We start from the raw sequence: 17,134 nt of genomic DNA, 5'->3' as shown, positions 1-17,134 counted from the left end.
AGGGTGTTTCTTCGGCGGATGCCGTCGAGTGGTCTGGCCGACACAAGAAAAAGCGCACCTTATTGGTGCGCAGAAAAATCGCTTTGTTCAATTTAGGTGCATTATGGTTCTCTTCGAGAAAACTGCCTAAAGCTTGATCAATTTCCGATATACTCCGCCCCCCTCTTTTTACGCCTTGCCGGCGCACGCGCTGTTTCCATGAAACTGATCGTCAAAGTATTCCCAGAAATCACCATCAAGAGCCCGCCGGTGCGAAAGGGCTTCATTCGCCAATTGGCGAAGAACATCCGCACCGTGCTGCGCGACCTCGATCCCGATGTGCGGGTGGAAGGGGTGTGGGATAACGTCGAAGTGGAAACCGCGCTCAGCGACGCCAAACCGCTGCGCGAGATGATCGAGCGTTTGCGTTGCACGCCGGGTATCGCCCATTGCCTGGAGGTCCACGAGTATCCGCTGGTCGATCCCGAGGACATCGTCGAGAAATGCAAGGCGCACTTCGCCGATCGGCTGGCTGGCAAGATCTTCGCCGTGCGCTGCAAGCGCGCGGGCAAGCACCCGTTCAGCTCGATGGACGTCGAGCGGCTGGTCGGCAGCCGGCTGCGCGAGGAATGCGGCGCTGCCGGTATCTCGCTGAAGGCGCCGGAAATCGAAGTGCGGATGGAAATCCGTGATCAGCGCGTGTTCATCGTGCATGCCCAGCATGACGGCATTGGCGGTTATCCGCTGGGCGCGCTGGAGCAGACGCTGGTGCTGATGTCCGGCGGCTTCGACTCCACCGTGGCGGCCTATCAGATGATGCGCCGCGGGCTGATGACCCATTTCTGCTTCTTCAACCTCGGCGGTCGCGCCCATGAGCTGGGTGTGATGGAAGTCGCCCACTATCTATGGAAGAAGTACGGCAGCTCGCACCGCGTGTTGTTTATCAGCGTGCCGTTCGAAGAAGTGGTCGGCGAGATTCTCGAGAAGGTCGACAACAGTCAGATGGGTGTCGTGCTCAAGCGCATGATGTTGCGCGCTTCGACCCAGATCGCCGAGCGTCTGCATATCGATGCGCTGGTCACCGGCGAGGCGATTTCCCAGGTTTCCAGCCAGACGTTGCCCAACCTGTCGGTGATCGATTCGGCCACCGACATGCTGGTGCTGCGCCCGCTGATCGCCAGCCACAAGCAGGACATCATCGACACGGCCTTCGAGATCGGTACCGCCGAGTTCGCCAAGAACATGCCCGAGTATTGTGGCGTGATTTCCAAGAACCCGACCACCAAGGCCAAGCGCTACCGTGTCGAGCATGAGGAAAAGCAGTTCGACATGGCGGTGCTCGAGCGCGCCATGGCCAATACCCGCCAGGTCGCTATCGACCGCGTGATCGACGAGCTGGGCCAGGATCTGCAAGTCGAAGAAGTTGGCGAAGCCAGGGCTGGCCAAGTGGTCCTCGACATCCGTCACCCCGACGCGGCCGAGGACGAACCTCTGCAGCTGGCAGGCATCGAAGTGCAGACGTTGCCGTTCTATGCGATCAACAACCGTTTCAAGGAACTGGACTCGAACCGCCAGTACCTGCTGTATTGCGATAAAGGTGTCATGAGCCGCCTGCATGCTCATCATCTGCTGAGCGAGGGGCATGTCAATGTGCGTGTTTATCGTCCGGGCTAAACAGCCTGGCCTGCTGGGAGGCAGCATTCGCCATCGCCCTCCCGACCGGTGAGGCCCGCTCGGGCTCACCCGGCTCATGACGTACCGGCGTTCGCGCGTGCGAACCGGCAAACTTTCAGCTTCAGGCCTTCAGCTTGTAGCTTTTTTACAGAGAAACAGACTTGTGATCGAGAATCTCCGCAACATCGCCATCATCGCCCACGTCGACCATGGCAAAACCACCCTCGTCGACAAACTCCTGCGCCTGTCCGGCACCCTGGACCGCAAGGAAGCCGAAAACGAGCGAGTGATGGACTCCAACGACCAGGAAAAGGAACGCGGCATCACCATCCTGGCCAAGAACACCGCGCTGAAGTGGAAGGACTACAACATCAATATCGTCGACACCCCCGGCCACGCCGACTTCGGTGGTGAGGTCGAGCGCGTGATGTCGATGGTCGACTCCGTGCTGCTGGTGGTCGATGCACAAGACGGCCCGATGCCGCAGACCCGCTTCGTGACCCAGAAGGCGTTCAAGGCCGGCCTGCGCCCGATCGTCGTGGTGAACAAGATCGACCGTCCCGGCGCGCGTCCGGACTGGGTCATCGACCAGATCTTCGACCTGTTCGACAACCTCGGCGCCACCGACGAGCAGCTGGACTTCCCGATCGTCTACGCCTCGGCCCTGAACGGCATTGCCGGCATGGACTACGAGAACATGGACGACAACATGGACGCCCTGTTCCAGGCCATCGTCGACCACGTGCCGGCACCGGTCGTGGACGTCGATGGTCCGTTCCAGATGCAGATCTCGCAGCTGGACTACAACAGCTTCCTCGGTGTAATCGGCATCGGTCGTATCGCCCGCGGTACCGTCAAGTCCAACACCCCGGTGACCGCCATCGGCGCCGACGGCAAGAAGCGCAATGGCCGTATCCTCAAGATCATGGGGCACTCCGGTCTGCAGCGCGTCGAAGTGCCTGAAGCCCAGGCCGGCGACATCGTCTGCGTCTCCGGCATGGACGAGCTGTACATCTCCGACACCCTGTGCGATCAGAACGCCGTCGAGGCCCTGCCGCCGCTGACCGTCGACCAGCCGACCGTGAGCATGACCTTCCAGGTCAACGACTCGCCGTTCGCCGGCAAGGAAGGCAAGTTCGTCACCAGCCGCAACATCAAGGACCGTCTGGACAAGGAGCTGCTGCACAACGTGGCGCTGCGCGTCGAGCAGGGCGACTCCCCCGAGAAGTTCAAGGTCTCCGGTCGTGGCGAGCTGCACCTGTCGGTCCTGATCGAGAACATGCGCCGCGAAGGCTTCGAGCTGGCCGTAGGCCGTCCGGAAGTGGTAATCATCGAGAACGAGGCCGGCGAAAAGCAGGAACCGTACGAGAACGTCACCATCGACATCGAAGAACAGCATCAGGGCCCGGTCATGGAGCAGATGGGCCTGCGCAAGGGCGATCTGACCAACATGATCCCCGACGGCAAGGGCCGTATCCGCCTGGAATACACCATCCCGGCGCGCGGCCTGATCGGCTTCCGTAACAACTTCCTTACCCTGACCTCGGGCTCGGGCATCCTGACCTCGACCTTCAGCCACTACGGCGCGATCAAGGCCGGCGAAGTCACCAACCGCCAGAACGGCGTGCTGGTATCCATGGCCACCGGTACGGCGTTGACCTACTCGCTGGAAACCCTGCAGGCGCGCGGCAAGCTGTTCCTGGCGCCGGGCGACGAGATCTACGAAGGCCAGCTGTGCGGTATCAACAGCCGTGACAACGACCTGGTGCTCAACCCCACCAAGGGCAAGAAGCTCGACAACATGCGTGCCTCGGGCAAGGACGAAGTCATCGCCCTGGTTCCGCCGATCAAGTTCACCCTCGAGCAGGCGCTGGAATTCATCGCCGACGACGAGCTGGTGGAAGTGACGCCGAAGTCGATCCGCCTGCGCAAGAAGCTGCTCAACGAGAACGACCGCAAGCGCTACGAGCGCGCCAAGGTCTGATGACCGAGCGGTAGTGAAGAAAGGCGCCTTAGGGCGCCTTTCTTTTTGGGTGCAGACGGGCGGTGAACTACGGGCGCAGAAGGTGCTTGCATATCTAAGCAGTGAACCGCGCTGACCGCACTCTGTGGAGTGGGGCACCCCGATGGGCGCCATCCGTCTCGACACCCTGCGGACAGCATCACTGTCTTGAATCGATCGCGGCTACGTGATGCGCCTCTGCCTGCTGCCGCAGGACCTGGCCCATGGCGAAAGCATCATCTACCCCGGCCCCTTCAACCCAAATTGCATCGGCCAGTCACGGTGGTTGAAGACCTGGCCCTCAGCGCGGATGCGGGCAATTTCGCTTAGATCGATGGTTGCGAAGACCCAACGGGGCTCGTCGTCGGGGCCTTCCGCCAGGATGCCGTCATCGGGAAAGCCGTAATCGACCGGCGTATAGACACTGGCGCGGCCGATGTTGATATCTACCGCTTCGGACCAGGGCGCATGGCCAACGGTGGGCGCCTGGACCACATAGCACTGATTTTCCAGCGCCCGGGCCTGGCAACCGATGCGCACCCGATGGAAACCTGCCTGGGTATCGGTGCAGCTAGGCACCAGCAGCAGATCGGCTCCGGCTGCAACCTGCTGGTTCGCAATCATCGGGAACTCCGAGTCGTAGCAAATCAGGATGCCGATACGGCCCAGTTCGGTATCGATCACTTCGATCTGGTCGCCTGCGCTGACCTGCCATTGTTCGGCCTCAAAGCGAGTCATCATCAGTTTGTCCTGATGCCCTAGCGTCCCTTGGGGGCCAAACAGGGTCGCCCGGTTTACCACGCGCCCCGCCTGCAGTTCGGTCGGGAAGGAGCTGGCGAGAACCAATACGTTGTGGCGGCTGGCCAGTGCCTGGTGGATGGCGTGCCATTTTGGCAGCAAGGTCTGCATGGCCTGCAGCTGGTGCTGCAGGTCGTCATAAACCGTCTCGCCGAACAGCGAGGCCAGTTCCATGCTGCCGTACTCGGGAAACACCAACAGCCTGGCGCCTTGCTGCGCGGCGCTGGCAATCCAGCGCTCAAGTTTTTCGGCGAACTCATCCCAGTGTGCAAAGAAGCCGATGTCGTACTGGGCGGTCGCGAGTTTGAATGCGCTCATTGCAGGGATTTCATCCAGAAGGTCATGGGCTTGGCTGTTTCCTGCGCATCGCCAAGGTCTTTCCAGCTGAAGTGCGTCGCCAGCTCCGGGTGTTTTTCGTAGCCACGATGACGCCAGAACTCGTCCAGTGGTCGGTAGTCGGCAGGACGCGCGGGATGGGTGGCGGGGCGCTCCACGGCGCAAAAGCAGGAGTACTTCATACCGCCAATGGCGCGTGCGTGAAGCTCACGCTGTTCAAAAAACGCCACGCCCGCCCCCTGGCCACGGTATTGCGGCAGTAGCACGGATTCGCCGCAGTAAAAGAGCTCATCGACGTTGTAGTCAGCCTCACGAAAGGGCTGCTGGACTTCCTCCGTTTCATGGCGCAGCGGCAATCCGGTAGACGCACCGACGACGTTCTCGCCATCGAATGCCAGCACCACCACACTGTGCGGCGCTTCGATGTAGGTCTGCAGATAGCGCGCCTCGTAATCGGGGTCGCCGTCATACAGGTAGGGGAAGTCACGGAACACGCGCATGCGTAGCCGGGCCAGTTCGGGGATGAACCGGTGAAGCGCTGCGCCAGACAGGCGCCGGAAGATCAGCTTGGCCATTACGCGGACACTTGAGCGATCCAGTCTTCAAGGTTGTAGTAATTGGTGACCCGCGCCACCTGCCCCTCTCGGATGACGAAGAACGCACCCGCCGGAAGGCGGTAGGTCTGGCCCTTCGCTTCGGGCAGCCCCTCGTCGGTCGCCAGGTATTCGCCTAGCACGGTGAATTCGACCGCAGCGCGGTCACCGGCTTCATTCGTGGTGATCGAGAGGTCCACGATCGTTTCCCGGTAGTTGCGGTTCATGCGCTCCATGAACGCCGCGAAGGCCGGCTTGCCGACCTCGCGCCCACCCTGGTTGATGTCGTGAATGACATCGTCGGTGAGCAGCGAGAGGAAGGTCTCCATGTCTCCGGCATTGAAGGCATCGTAGTAGCGTTGCAGTAGCTGAGCGGTGGCCTGATGCATGTGAGGTGTCCTGAAATGATCCGTGGTCCGATGGTAGACAGTCGCGGCGGCCTGACGAAAGAGCCGTGCAAGCGGGCTGGCAAAATCAAGTAAGTGACGGTCGCAACTGCAACATCGGCGGGGGGATCAGGCACGCTTGGCAATGTGATTCCCGTCTCGCTCAGCGATCCCCGCTTGTCTGCTCGGCACCGCTAGCCGAGGAAGCCGCTTGGCCGTCGACGGTCGGCCACCCCGAGCCTGGGACGATCGCTCTTACGCCTATCGAAAGGCTGCTAGCTACCGCGGCGCTACATAAGCATTGCATCCGCTGTCCTGCCAGTTCGTAAGGTCGCCCCTTATGACGGCCCTTGTCGGCGAATGAACTCGCAAGGCGTCATACATGCGACATCGCCATTCTAGAAAGCGACCCCTTTGCCGCTGATCCGGGCGACGCGGCTAAAAACGATTGCCATGCGGTCGACAGAATGAGAGACAGGCACTTATGGCCAAGGGCCATTTATGTTGCTGCCACACGGACGGAAGATGACGATGCTCGGTTTCGCGACGGCCAGACTGGCCAATATGGGAACGGCTACCAAACTCGCCCTCGGTTTCGGCCTGGTCTTGCTGCTGACCGCCGTAGTCACCATCGCTGGGCTGACGGCCCTGCAGTCGGTGAACACGCGATTCGATGCACTCAAGCGCGTGTCGTCGATAAAAACCGAGGTCCTGTCCATCCGCAGCATCGAGCAACAATTCACGGAAAGCGGTGACGCAAACCAGGTCAAGGCACTCAACGACCAGGTGGCCACAACCCTGGCCAACGTTGCCGAGCTCAAGGCGCAAGTGGGCGAGGCGCAACAACAGGGGCTCACCAGCGTTGAGCAAGCCCTTGGCGACTATCAGGCGGCCTTCGGCCGTTTCGTGCAGGTGTCCGACGCCAAAACCATCGCGCTGGATTCCGCCTACTGGTCAGTCGTCAGCGCCTCCAACAGCCTCGATATCCTGCAGAGCGGGCTGGTCGAAGACGGCCTCTACGACCTCAAGGAATCCGAGGGGCAGCGAGGCGCCGAGATGGTCAGCCAGGGGCAGCAGATCGCTCAACTGTACAGCCTGATTCTTTCCGCCCTGAACGAGGCTCGCCAGCGCACTCAGCAGCGCGACGAAGCGCCGGCCACGACGATCCAGCAGGCCCAGGCGGCGCTGGATCTCACTAACACGCTGATGGAAGCGTTGGACCGGGGCATGTATGGCTCGGTGCTGACCGAGGTGGCGGGCAACATCAAGTCCTTCAACGACCGGCTGGCCGATTACACCCAGGCGCTGGCGGACGGCGCTCGCCTGTACGCCGAAATGAACGACCGTGCCGCAGGCGCGCTCGAGGCTGCGGACAGGGCTTATCAGGCCCAGCAAGACGCCATGCACGACAACCTGGTCGCCAGCAGCCGCTTGATTCTGCTCGCGTCCGGATTGGCCTTGATCGTCGGCGTCATCGCCTCGCTGTTGATAACCCGGCTGATCGTCCGGCCACTGCGCGAAGTGATAAAGGCCGCCAATCAGATCGCCCGAGGCGACCTCAGCGCGCACATCGTGGTTAACCGTCGTGATGAGTTCGGCCAGCTGATGCAGGCGATGCAGGAAATGTCGACGAGCCTGCGCGGGATCGTGGGCCGCCTGCAAGGGGCGGTGACGCAGATCGCCGATTCCGCGGAACAGGTAGCGGGCGTCACCGCACAAGCCCGGGATGGGGTGCTGCGACAGCGCGTCGAGATCGATCAGGTCGCCACGGCGATGAACGAGATGTCCGCGACGGTGCACGAGGTGGCGCGCAACGCCGAAGAGGCGGCGGGTTCTGCACGGGTGGCCGACCGCACCGTCGGCGACGGGCACGCGATGGTCAACCAGAGCATGCAGCGCGTAGGGCAACTGGTCGAATCGGTCCAGCAGGCGGTGCGTGGTATCGATGCGCTGAGCGACGAGAGCCAACGCATCGGCACCGTGCTCGATGTCATCAAGACCGTCGCCGAGCAGACCAACCTGCTCGCGTTGAACGCCGCCATCGAGGCAGCGCGCGCCGGGGAGCAAGGACGGGGCTTCGCCGTGGTGGCCGATGAGGTCCGCTCGCTGGCCCAGCGCACCCAGCAATCGACGGCCGAAATCCAGCAGCTCATCGATGCGCTGCAAACCAGTGCGAAGGCCTCGGTTCGACAGATGCAGCAGAGCAATGAGCTGGTCCAGCTGACCGCCACCGACGCGAACCAGACAGCGCTCGCCCTGAACGAGATTGCCGCCGCGGTCTCCAGTATCCAGCAGATGACCCAGCAGATCGCCACGGCCGCCGAGGAACAGACTGCGGTGGCCGAAGAGATCAATCGCAGTGTCATCAACATCCGGGACGTGGCGGACCTGTCGTTCACCAGCATGGAGGAAACGACACACTCGCTCGAGCAGTTCAGGCAGCTCAGCCAGGAATTGCAGACGCTGGCCGGGCATTTCCGTGTGGGTGAGCACTGAGCAGCGATGCTGTAGCGGCTGCTGTTGCAGCCCGACGGTCCGCTGATCAGACAGGGTTCGGCCATTCGCTCGACGTCGCGGGAGCTTCCTGCTGGGCGTCTTGGGGGCTGGTGGGTATGACGTCAAACAGCGCTCGCCAGCAGCATCGAAGGAGCCTCGCGCCGCATGGGCTAGGTTTCGCCCGGGTTACTGACGAACCCAGGTCTGCGTGCGGCCCAGCGCTTCGATGCCGATGTAACCGCGCATCTCCAGCTTGTCGCCGCCTTCGAGCAGCGTCACCTTGGCGCGGTAGGTCTTGCCCTTGGCCGGGTCGAGGATGGTGCCGCCGGTCCAAACGTTTTCACCGTCGGGTTTCAGGCCCCAGAGAATGGTCATACCGGTGATGGGCCGGTCCTTGCGCTCGCCTTCGCACTCCGTACACAGCGGGTTCGGGCCATGGTCCGACTGCAGAATTTGCGCGACCTTGCCGCTCAGGGTGCCATCGTCGGCCTGCTGGATCTCGACAATGGACTTGGGCTTGCCAGTTTCGTCATCGATGGTCTGCCAGCGGCCAGCCGGTGAGTCGGCAGCGAACGCCATGGACGTGAAGCTCAAGGGCAATGCGATCAGGACGGCGGTGAACAGTGCGCGCATGGTTTCTCCTGCGGTGGATTGGATGGCGGCCACTCTATCACTGCATGGGAGGCTTGGCGCCCCGCTGAATACGTGCCGTTAGTGCCAAGATCGATGACTATCGGCACTTGAAACCGCTGAACGACTTGCGGTGGAAGAAGGCGTCACGCGGCTGTCATGCCCATGTCATACGCTCGCTGCTTTTCTTGCAGGAGGCGCGTGATGCCGATTATTCGTCCGTTGTTATTCGCGTTGTTGTGGCCCGGTTTGGTGTGCGCCGAGGTGCGCGTGGTCGGGCCGATCGAAGCCGGTGTGTTTGAAAGCGCTTATCGGGACCAGCAACCAGGCGAGCGCCTGCTGACCCGCAAGGATCAGCGAATCCTCGAAGTGGATCATGTGCCGCTGCAAATCGGCACCAAGTTCGGTCTGCGCTACCGTCTGCAAGACAAGCACGCCGACGATACGCCTCTCACGCTGCTGTACCTGACGCCCGGTGTGGTCGATCCGGGTGGCCAGCGCCATGATCGGTACGAAGTCGTACAGAAGCTGGTGCCCGATGCGCCGGAGGATGTGATGGCGTTCGAGTTCACCGAGACCCATGAGCTGGTGCCGGGTGAGTGGCACTTCATGGTGTTCCAGGGTGACCGCAAGCTGGCCGAGCAGCGCTTTCAGGTGCGCTGAGCCGGCTGGGTTGGCTCCGCGAGTGCGGTGTGGCGGTCGCGTATTGATGCTCCGCGGCGCGCCCCGCTGTGCGGTCCGGAGCGGGCTTGTGCTGCCGCCGTCTGCGCGCCATGCTCCCCTCGGTTTAATACAGGAGCGCCATGATGCAAGGAAGGCTAAGCGTTTTGCTGTTGTGCCTGTTGGCTGCCCACACGCATGCGGCGTTCAAGAAAGACGAAGAGGCGTTTGCCCTTCGGCAAGCCGAGTTGGAGCGACGGTGCGAAGCGGCACGGAGCGAGAAGTTGGCACCGTTGCGCGAAGCCGCCTTCCAGCAATGCATGAGCGCCAAGCGCGGCGCCGATAGTGCGGCCGACTGCCATCGCAAGACGGCTGGCGAGAACGGCAATCGGGTCGGCGGGACCCCGCGCTTCTACGACTTGCCCGCCTGTGTCGAAGCCTTCGAGCACAAGCGTCAGCGGCCTTGAGCGTATACCCGGCCGGTGCTCGCAACGTCACGCCGAAAGCGCTGCGCCGCTGCCCCGAACAGGTGTCCTCGCGCGGCGCCCCAGCGGCCAGCCGACCGCCCGATATCCGCTATTGCAGCATCCATGGCCCTGCCTGCGGGCTGCTTTCCTGCGCCATACGAGCCGCCTTCGTTCATCGCCGAATCATCGCGCGGGGCTCGCCATCTAGCCGAACGAAGGCTGGTGAGGGCCGTCACCGTTCGTCGGAGCGTTGAGGTGAGGACGGTCCAGGGTTCAAGTCTGCGCATACAGCGCCGAAAAAAGGAGTGCTTGAATGCGCTTTGAATGATGTCAGTATGATGGCTGTCTGCCTGGGCATAGCTGACGTTCACGACCCCGAGGTCACCCGATGAAACCACCCTCGTTCCGCCATCTGACGTGTGCTCTGGCGTTGCTCGCCTCGCTGGTCGGCGGTCAGACGGCTTGCGCTCATGGGGGCCTTACCGTGGTCACCGAGGAGTTGCCGCCGTACAACATGACCCTCGACGGCAAGCTGACCGGTATGAGCACGGAAATCGTGCAGGCGGTGCTCGAGGAAGCGGGCGAGGCGGCGCGCATCCAGTCGATGCCCTGGGCGCGTGCCTATGACATCGCGCTCAATTCGGAAAAGGTGCTGATCTACTCCATTGCCCGCACGCCGCAGCGCGAGGCGCTGTTCAAGTGGGTCGGCGTCATCGCGCCAACACGGTGGTATCTGTTCTCGCTGCCCGGCACGCAGTTCCATCTGAAGACGCTCGACGACGCCCGTCAGTACCAGATCGCCACGGTAAAAGACGACGTCGGCGAGCAGTACCTGATCGACAAGGGTTTCGCCATCGGACGCAACCTGCAGTCGAGCAACAAGTACGAACACAACTACGCCAAGCTCAAGGCCGGCCGCGTGGACTTGTGGATATCCAACGAGTTGAACGCACATTACCTGGTGCGCAAGGCCAGCGGAAATCCGAATGAAAATGCCGTGCCGCAGCTGAGTATCGACGATCTCGGCGGTGCCGATGGTCTGTACATGGCGTTCAGCCGTCACACGCCGGATGAGGTGGTGCAACGCTTCCGCCAGGCCCTTGCACGCATGCGAGCCGATGGTCGTTACGACGCCATTGCCGGCAAATGGCTGAAATGAACGCACGCCTGCCCGACGCCTCCTCGGTCGTGCCGCGTCAGACCAGCTCGCTTGGTCGTCGTCTGGTGCTGGCCACGTTGGGCTTCTGTCTGCTGTTCACCCTGGTCACTGCGGGCCTGCGCACCTGGTCGGCCTGGCAGCGCGGCTTGGCGACGATGAATGCCGAACTCGCGCTGATCGATCAGGTGTTTCGCAGCAATCTGGCCAAGGCGATCTGGGAGATGGACAGCGATGCGCTGCAAACCCAGCTCGACAGCGTTGCGCAGGCAGCGCCCATCGGGCGCGTCGAACTGCAGATCATCCGTGCCGGACGCGAGCCGGAGGTCATCGCGCGTGAGCGCACCCAGCAGCCGCGCGAACACCGTGCGCCGCGGCTGCATCACGCGCTCAGCTACGTGCCCTACGCCGGTGCTAGCGAAACGGTCGGCGAGCTGACCCTGGAAGGTAACGAGGGCTTGCTCTGGGACCGGCTGATAAGCGAAGTCACCGATATCGTCATCACCCAGATCATCCAGTCGCTGCTGCTTGCCGGCCTGATCATGTGGATGTTCAACCGCACCGTGACCCTGCATGTCCGCCGCATCGCCCGGCACCTGAGCCGGCTCACCCCCGAAAATCTGGACAAGACTCTGCGCCTCGACCGAAAGATGACCGAGCGCGATGAGCTGAGCCTGCTGGAATCCGGCGTCAACGGGCTGCAGGCCAAGCTTTCGAACTACCTCGAGCGTCAGCACCATGATGAGCAGGCGCTGGCGGCCCATCGCGATCGCCTGGCCGAGCTGGTCGAGGAGCGCACCGCCGAGCTGCGTGCGGCCAACGTACTGCTCGAAGAGCTGTCACGCAGCGACCCGCTCACCGGCCTGGCTAACCGGCGCCACTTCGATGAACTCAAGGAAGTCGAATTCCGCCGGGCGCTGCGCCAGGGCCAGCCGCTGACGGTGCTGATGTGCGACGTCGATTTCTTCAAGCGCTACAACGACCACTACGGTCATGCACAAGGGGACCACTGCCTGCAGGCCGTGGCCGAGACGCTCAGGGGCGTCTTCGCCCGTGCTGGCGAGGTGGTTGCGCGGCTCGGTGGCGAGGAATTCGTGGTGCTGATGCCGGGCGTGGACGCCGAGGCTGGCCGTCGCGCCGCCGTGCGGCTGCAGCAGCGACTGGCCGAGCGGGCGCTGCCACATGCGCGCTCCGACGTCTCGTCACTGGTGACCTTGAGCATCGGTCTGGCCGCGTTCGAGCCGGACTGCATCGACCAATTCGACCAACTGCTTCGCCGGGCGGATGAGGCTCTCTACCGAGCCAAGACCCAGGGTCGCAACTGTATCGCCGCCTGATTCGATCGTGAGGAACCGTACGATGCGCCCTTTTACCTGGATCGCCTGCTCATTGGGACTGTTGGGTATGACGCTGCAGGCCGCGCCGTTGCGTGTCGTGACCGAGGACACGGCGTACAGCTACCTGCAGGACGGCCAGGTGACAGGCACCGCCAGCCGTGTGGTCGAAGCGACCCTGCAGCGCGCCGGCGTGACGGACTACCATGTCAGCCTCTATCCCTGGGCCCGCGCATACGACATGGCGTTGAGCGAGCCGAATGTGCTGATCTACCTGATCGCCCGAACACCCGAACGCGAAGCGCTGTTCCGTTGGGTCGGCGAAATCATGCGTATCGAGTACCACTTCTACAAACTGCGGTCGCGCGACGACATCCAGGTGCCGGATCTGGAGGCGGCCAAGGCCTATCGGGTCGGGGTGCTGCGCGAGGACGTGCGTCACCAGTACCTGCAGGCCAAGGGCTTTCGCAAGATCGTGGTCGCCGCGCAAAACGCTGAAAACTTCCGGCGCCTGCTCAACGGCCAGGTCGATCTGGTGCCCATGCCCGAGCAGGACATCGTCATGCTGTGCAACGAGGCGGGAGTCGATCCGGCCAGCGTCGAGCGGGTCTTTACCCCCGACGCCGCCACGCAGCTCTACCTGGCTTTCAGCCGGCAAACCGACGACAGGACCGTGCAGCATGTCCAGGCCGCCTTCGAGCAGCTGCGCAACGAGGGTGTGGTCGAGCAACTGATGGCCACGCCGCGCTGATTCACCCCGTGTCGCCCTGGAATCGGCCGCCGCCTCCGGCCTCGCAGCGCCTGCCGACCGAACGGGCTCAGCCCTGCAGATCAGCCAGCATCGCCGTGGCGACGGCTTCGGCGACCTTGATGCCATCGACGCCGGCCGAGAGGATGCCGCCGGCGTATCCGGCACCTTCACCGGCGGGATACAGGCCGCGGGTGTTGAGGCTCTGCAGCGTCTCGTTGTCGCGCTTGATCCGTACCGGCGAGGACGTGCGCGTCTCGATGCCGGTGAGTACAGCATCGGCGCGATCGAAGCCGCGGATCTGCTTGCCGAAGGCCGGCAGCGCTTCGCGGATGGCCTCGATCACGTAATCGGGCAGTGACGGCGCTAGGTCGCCCAGCTTCACGCCCGGTTTGTAGGACGGCTCGACTTCGCCGAATGCGGTCGACGGCTTGCCCCGAATGAAGTCGCCAACCAGCTGCCCCGGCGCGCAATAATCGCCGCCGCCCAGCTCGAAGGCGCGCGATTCCAGCCGTTCCTGCAACTCGACGCCGGCCAGCGGGCCGCCGGGGAAGTCCTCTTCCGGGTTGATGCCGACGACGATGCCGGCGTTGGCATTGCGCTCGTTGCGCGAGTATTGGCTCATGCCGTTGGTCACCACACGCTCCGGCTCGGAGGTAGCCGCCACCACGGTGCCACCCGGGCACATGCAGAAGCTGTAGGCCGCGCGGCCGTTCTTGGCGTGGTAGACCAGCTTGTAGTCGGCGGCGCCCAATTCCGGGTGGCCGGCATATTTGCCCAGGCGCGCCTGGTCGATGAGCGATTGCGGGTGCTCGATGCGAAAGCCCACGGCGAAGGGCTTGGCCTCGATATAGACGCCGCGCTCGTGCAGCACGCGGAAGGTGTCACGCGAGCTGTGACCGAGTGCAAGCACCACGTAGCGGCTACGCAGTTCCTGGCCATCGGCCATGCACACGCCCTGGATACGGCCGTCCTCGATGATGAAATCCACGACGCGGCTGTCGAAACGCACCTCGCCGCCCAGCGCCTTGATTTCCTCGCGCATGGTCGAGACCACGCCGGTCAGGCGGAAGGTGCCGATGTGCGGCTTGCTGACGAACATGATCTCTTCCGGCGCGCCGGCGCGGACGAACTCGTGCATCACTTTGCGGCCGTAGAACTTCGGGTCCTTGATCTGGCTGTAGAGCTTGCCGTCGGAGAACAGCCCCGCACCGCCTTCGCCGAACTGCACGTTGGATTCGGGGCTCAGTACCTTCTTGCGCCACAGCGCCCAGGTGTCCTTGGTGCGGCTGCGCACATCACGGCCGCGCTCCAGCACGATCGGGCGGAAGCCCATCTGCGCCAGCGTCAACGCGGCGAACAGGCCGCAGGGGCCGAAGCCGATCACCAGCGGCCGCTCGCTCAGCCCTTCCGGCGCTTGGCCGACCGGATAGTAGCCGGTGTCCGGCGCCACGCGGATGTTGCGGTCGTCCGCCAGGCGCGCCAGTACCTTGGCCTCGTCCGCCACGCTGGCGTCGATGATGTAGACGAAGGTGATCTCGCTGTTCTTCTTGCGTGCGTCGTAGCTGCGCTTGAAGACGGTGAAGTCGAGAAGATCGGCATCCTTGATGCCCAGGCGCGCGGTGATGGCGTGGCGAAGGGCCTCGGCGGGATGATCGAGGGGCAGTTGCAGTTCTGTGATGCGAATCATGACAGGTCCTGGCCGGTGGCCCCGGCAGAGGTGAGGGCACAGCACTATTGCCGGCTTGCTCAGCCGGAAATAGAGGGGGTGGGTATTCGGCGCGCAGTGTAGCCGCGAGGAGGGGACCTGTCATGCTGGCGCGATGCGCGACCCGAGCGACGTGGCGATCCTCCGGCCTCGCCTCGTCTGGCCGCGCATCGGCCAACGGCCAGCTTCGTTACTGCAGCACCACCCGGGCATTGAGCGGTTGTAGCGGGCGGTTGTTGGCATGTCCGACGGCATCTTTCAGCGCATCGATCTGCTCGCCGGAGGCGATCACCGGCTGCTTGAGTACCAGCCAGCGCACGCCTTCGGTGCAGGGCGGGGTGGTCAGGGAGCCGCTGAAGCGGTAGTAGTCCAGCGACTCGGGCAGCAACTCGGTGGCGTTGACCACCGGCGTAATCGGTCGGCTCTCGCCCGCCGTGGGTGGCGCATCCCACAGCCGGGACAGCGCGGCGTTGGCGGCGCCTTGCTCGAACATCAGCGCCAGCACCGCGAGGTTACCGTTCTTGTCGGCGTGCACCAGGTGGCCTTCGAGCGGATAGGATTTGCCCTTGACGCGGTTCTCGCTGGGCGCGTGGAAGTGAAACTGCAGCAGCTCATAGCGGTTGCCGTCCAGGTGCAGCACGCTACCGGGCTCGTATACCACCTGAACGGTGTGCCCGTTGTTGACCACCTTGCTGGCGCCTGCCGTGTAGTTCAGCCGCAGTGGCGTGAGGTCGGCCTCGACGAAACCGCTGAGATCGACCGGTGACTGGTTCTTGCCCTGGCAGGCGCCGAATTCCGGCGTCAGCTTCGCCCAGTTTTCCGGCCCTGCGTTGCCCGAGTAATCCCAGTGAGTGCCGGGCGTCACCGCCCAGGCATTGGCACAGACAAGCAGGGCACCGAGGCCCGATACGGTGTGTTTCATGACGTGTCCACCCTCTGTATTTAGCTGTTGTTCTTGACGGAGACACCCGGGGTTGGGGGCGCTCGCCTGTTTGACCCGCCCGCTGCCGGGTTGCTCGCACGAGTACGCGCCGCTCAGCCATTACTCCGCGTCTGTTTGTCATCCACGACGCCGTGATCGCCTATACTCGCGCGCCATCAGCCGTGGCCCGAGGGCGCGGTGCTCGGCGGCCCCGGTCGGCTTTGCCTGGTTCGGTTACCTCAGAAGGGAACATTCATGCTCAACAACGATGTGATGCGCAGCCTGCGCTACATCCTCAACGTCAATGACGCCAAGATTGCCGAGATCACGCGGCTCACCGGTTGCGAAATTCCTGATTCCGAAGCGGTGGCCTACCTGAAAAAGGACGACGAGGACGGCTTCAAACCCTGTCCTGACCGGATCATGGCGCACTTTCTCGACGGCCTGGTGATCTACAAGCGCGGCAAGGACGAGAGCCGGCCCACGCCGCCCATCGAGCTGCCGGTGACCAACAACACGGTGCTGAAGAAGCTGCGCGTGGCGTTCGAACTCAAGGAAGACGACATGCACGCGATCCTCAAGTCCGTCGACTTCCCGGTCTCGAAACCGGAGCTCAACGCGCTGTTCCGCAAGGCGGGGCATAGCAACTACCGGGTCTGCGGCGACCAGCTGTTGCGCAACTTCCTCAAGGGGCTGGCGCAATGCGGCCAGTGACTGCGTCCTGACACGAGAAAGCCCGGCTGATCAGCCGGGCTTTTTCGTTGTGCCAGTGCCTCAGCTCTGGATCATCGCGATGACCTTGTCACGCAGCTTCGGATCGTTCTGCACGGCCTGGTTGATGGCGTTGTATTCCTCGATGCTCAGGTCGTTCTCCTGCACCGTATTCATCATTTTCTCATTGGCCTGCTGCTGCAGCTGCTGGGCCTCGGCCGGGTCGCCGGTCTTTTCCAGCTTGGCGGTGAAGTCCTCGCGGATCTCCATGATTTCGCCCAGCGAGTCGGCGAACTTCTCCAGCTTCTTGTCGCTGATGTCCGCAGCCTGTACCGCGGGGGCAGGCTGCGTCGCCGGCGCCGGGCTGGCCTGCTGAGCGGCCACCTGCGTGGCGCTGGCGGCCATCAGCAGCGCGGCGAAACTGGCGGAAACGAGGCGGGTGTTTAGCTTGGTCATGATCCAGTCCTGTCGTTGAGAATTCGCCAGTCAGAATTGCATCGCTCGTGCCAGAACGGTCATCTCGTCCCAAGTCTT

General features: G+C 63.1%; 16 protein-coding genes. 9 read left to right on the top strand and 7 right to left on the bottom strand.

Annotated elements, in window-relative coordinates:
- Window positions 1-198: 198 nt before the first annotated feature.
- Both thiI and typA read left to right on the top strand, forming a co-directional pair.
- Window positions 199-1,653 (top strand): tRNA uracil 4-sulfurtransferase ThiI, encoded by a 1,455-nt coding sequence (gene thiI, locus KVO92_RS21250; protein WP_217477565.1) that lies wholly within the window; start codon window positions 199-201, stop codon window positions 1,651-1,653.
- Window positions 1,654-1,816: 163 nt separating this feature from the next.
- Entirely contained in the window at window positions 1,817-3,637 is a 1,821-nt protein-coding gene (typA, locus tag KVO92_RS21245) for a translational GTPase TypA (protein WP_102846375.1), read from the top strand.
- Between the two features lie 258 nt (window positions 3,638-3,895).
- Here the strand turns inward: typA and KVO92_RS21240 are convergent, their stop codons facing one another.
- From KVO92_RS21240 to KVO92_RS21230, 3 genes are read right to left on the bottom strand one after another with little or no spacing between them, the layout of a single operon-like run.
- Window positions 3,896-4,771: a carbon-nitrogen hydrolase family protein gene (locus tag KVO92_RS21240; RefSeq protein ID WP_217477564.1), complete on the bottom strand. Its 876-nt coding sequence runs from the start codon at window positions 4,769-4,771 to the stop codon at window positions 3,896-3,898.
- Window positions 4,768-5,355, bottom strand: a complete 588-nt coding sequence (locus KVO92_RS21235; RefSeq protein WP_217477629.1) for a GNAT family N-acetyltransferase — start codon at window positions 5,353-5,355, stop codon at window positions 4,768-4,770. Before KVO92_RS21235 ends, KVO92_RS21240 begins: the two co-directional genes overlap by 4 nt.
- Window positions 5,356-5,363: 8 nt before the next feature.
- On the bottom strand, window positions 5,364-5,771 hold the full coding sequence (locus KVO92_RS21230) for a ketosteroid isomerase-related protein (protein ID WP_217477563.1): 408 nt from the start codon (window positions 5,769-5,771) through the stop codon (window positions 5,364-5,366).
- Between the two features lie 528 nt (window positions 5,772-6,299).
- Between KVO92_RS21230 and KVO92_RS21225 the strand changes: the two genes are divergently transcribed.
- Complete coding sequence (locus tag KVO92_RS21225; protein ID WP_217477562.1) at window positions 6,300-8,264, top strand: HAMP domain-containing methyl-accepting chemotaxis protein; 1,965 nt, start codon at window positions 6,300-6,302, stop codon at window positions 8,262-8,264.
- A gap of 186 nt (window positions 8,265-8,450) precedes the next feature.
- Here the strand turns inward: KVO92_RS21225 and KVO92_RS21220 are convergent, their stop codons facing one another.
- Window positions 8,451-8,897 (bottom strand): DUF2147 domain-containing protein, encoded by a 447-nt coding sequence (locus KVO92_RS21220; protein ID WP_217477561.1) that lies wholly within the window; start codon window positions 8,895-8,897, stop codon window positions 8,451-8,453.
- 201 nt (window positions 8,898-9,098) lie between these two features.
- Between KVO92_RS21220 and KVO92_RS21215 the strand changes: the two genes are divergently transcribed.
- The 5 genes from KVO92_RS21215 to KVO92_RS21195 all read left to right on the top strand — a co-directional run bounded on the left by KVO92_RS21215 (window position 9,099) and on the right by KVO92_RS21195 (window position 13,262).
- On the top strand, window positions 9,099-9,557 hold the full coding sequence (locus tag KVO92_RS21215; RefSeq protein ID WP_217477560.1) for a DUF3859 domain-containing protein: 459 nt from the start codon (window positions 9,099-9,101) through the stop codon (window positions 9,555-9,557).
- Window positions 9,558-9,700: 143 nt separating this feature from the next.
- Window positions 9,701-10,021 carry a hypothetical protein gene (locus KVO92_RS21210; RefSeq protein ID WP_217477559.1) on the top strand — a complete coding sequence of 107 codons (321 nt, stop codon included), beginning with the start codon at window positions 9,701-9,703 and terminating at the stop codon, window positions 10,019-10,021.
- A 388-nt stretch (window positions 10,022-10,409) separates the two neighbouring features.
- Window positions 10,410-11,180: a substrate-binding periplasmic protein gene (locus KVO92_RS21205; RefSeq protein WP_217477558.1), complete on the top strand. Its 771-nt coding sequence runs from the start codon at window positions 10,410-10,412 to the stop codon at window positions 11,178-11,180.
- A complete protein-coding gene (locus tag KVO92_RS21200; RefSeq protein WP_217477557.1) occupies window positions 11,177-12,514 on the top strand; it encodes a GGDEF domain-containing protein in 1,338 nt (445 codons plus the stop codon). Before KVO92_RS21205 ends, KVO92_RS21200 begins: the two co-directional genes overlap by 4 nt.
- 22 nt (window positions 12,515-12,536) lie before the next feature.
- A complete protein-coding gene (locus KVO92_RS21195; RefSeq protein ID WP_217477556.1) occupies window positions 12,537-13,262 on the top strand; it encodes a substrate-binding periplasmic protein in 726 nt (241 codons plus the stop codon).
- A gap of 67 nt (window positions 13,263-13,329) precedes the next feature.
- On the opposite strand, the gene KVO92_RS21190 is transcribed toward KVO92_RS21195, so the two are convergent.
- Window positions 13,330-14,949 carry an NAD(P)/FAD-dependent oxidoreductase gene (locus tag KVO92_RS21190; RefSeq protein ID WP_217477555.1) on the bottom strand — a complete coding sequence of 540 codons (1,620 nt, stop codon included), beginning with the start codon at window positions 14,947-14,949 and terminating at the stop codon, window positions 13,330-13,332.
- 208 nt (window positions 14,950-15,157) lie between these two features.
- Window positions 15,158-15,889 (bottom strand): carbonic anhydrase, encoded by a 732-nt coding sequence (locus KVO92_RS21185; protein WP_217477554.1) that lies wholly within the window; start codon window positions 15,887-15,889, stop codon window positions 15,158-15,160.
- 255 nt (window positions 15,890-16,144) lie between these two features.
- Between KVO92_RS21185 and KVO92_RS21180 the strand changes: the two genes are divergently transcribed.
- Window positions 16,145-16,603, top strand: a complete 459-nt coding sequence (locus tag KVO92_RS21180) for a DUF1456 family protein (RefSeq protein ID WP_217477553.1) — start codon at window positions 16,145-16,147, stop codon at window positions 16,601-16,603.
- A 60-nt stretch (window positions 16,604-16,663) separates the two neighbouring features.
- Here the strand turns inward: KVO92_RS21180 and KVO92_RS21175 are convergent, their stop codons facing one another.
- Window positions 16,664-17,056, bottom strand: a complete 393-nt coding sequence (locus tag KVO92_RS21175) for a DUF4168 domain-containing protein (RefSeq protein ID WP_217477552.1) — start codon at window positions 17,054-17,056, stop codon at window positions 16,664-16,666.
- Window positions 17,057-17,134: the final 78 nt, after the last annotated feature.

The sequence above is a fragment of the Stutzerimonas stutzeri genome (assembly GCF_019090095.1).
In the GTDB taxonomy this organism is placed as follows: Bacteria; Pseudomonadota; Gammaproteobacteria; order Pseudomonadales; family Pseudomonadaceae; genus Stutzerimonas; species Stutzerimonas stutzeri_AN.
This window is presented reverse-complemented; position numbering and strand designations above follow the sequence as displayed.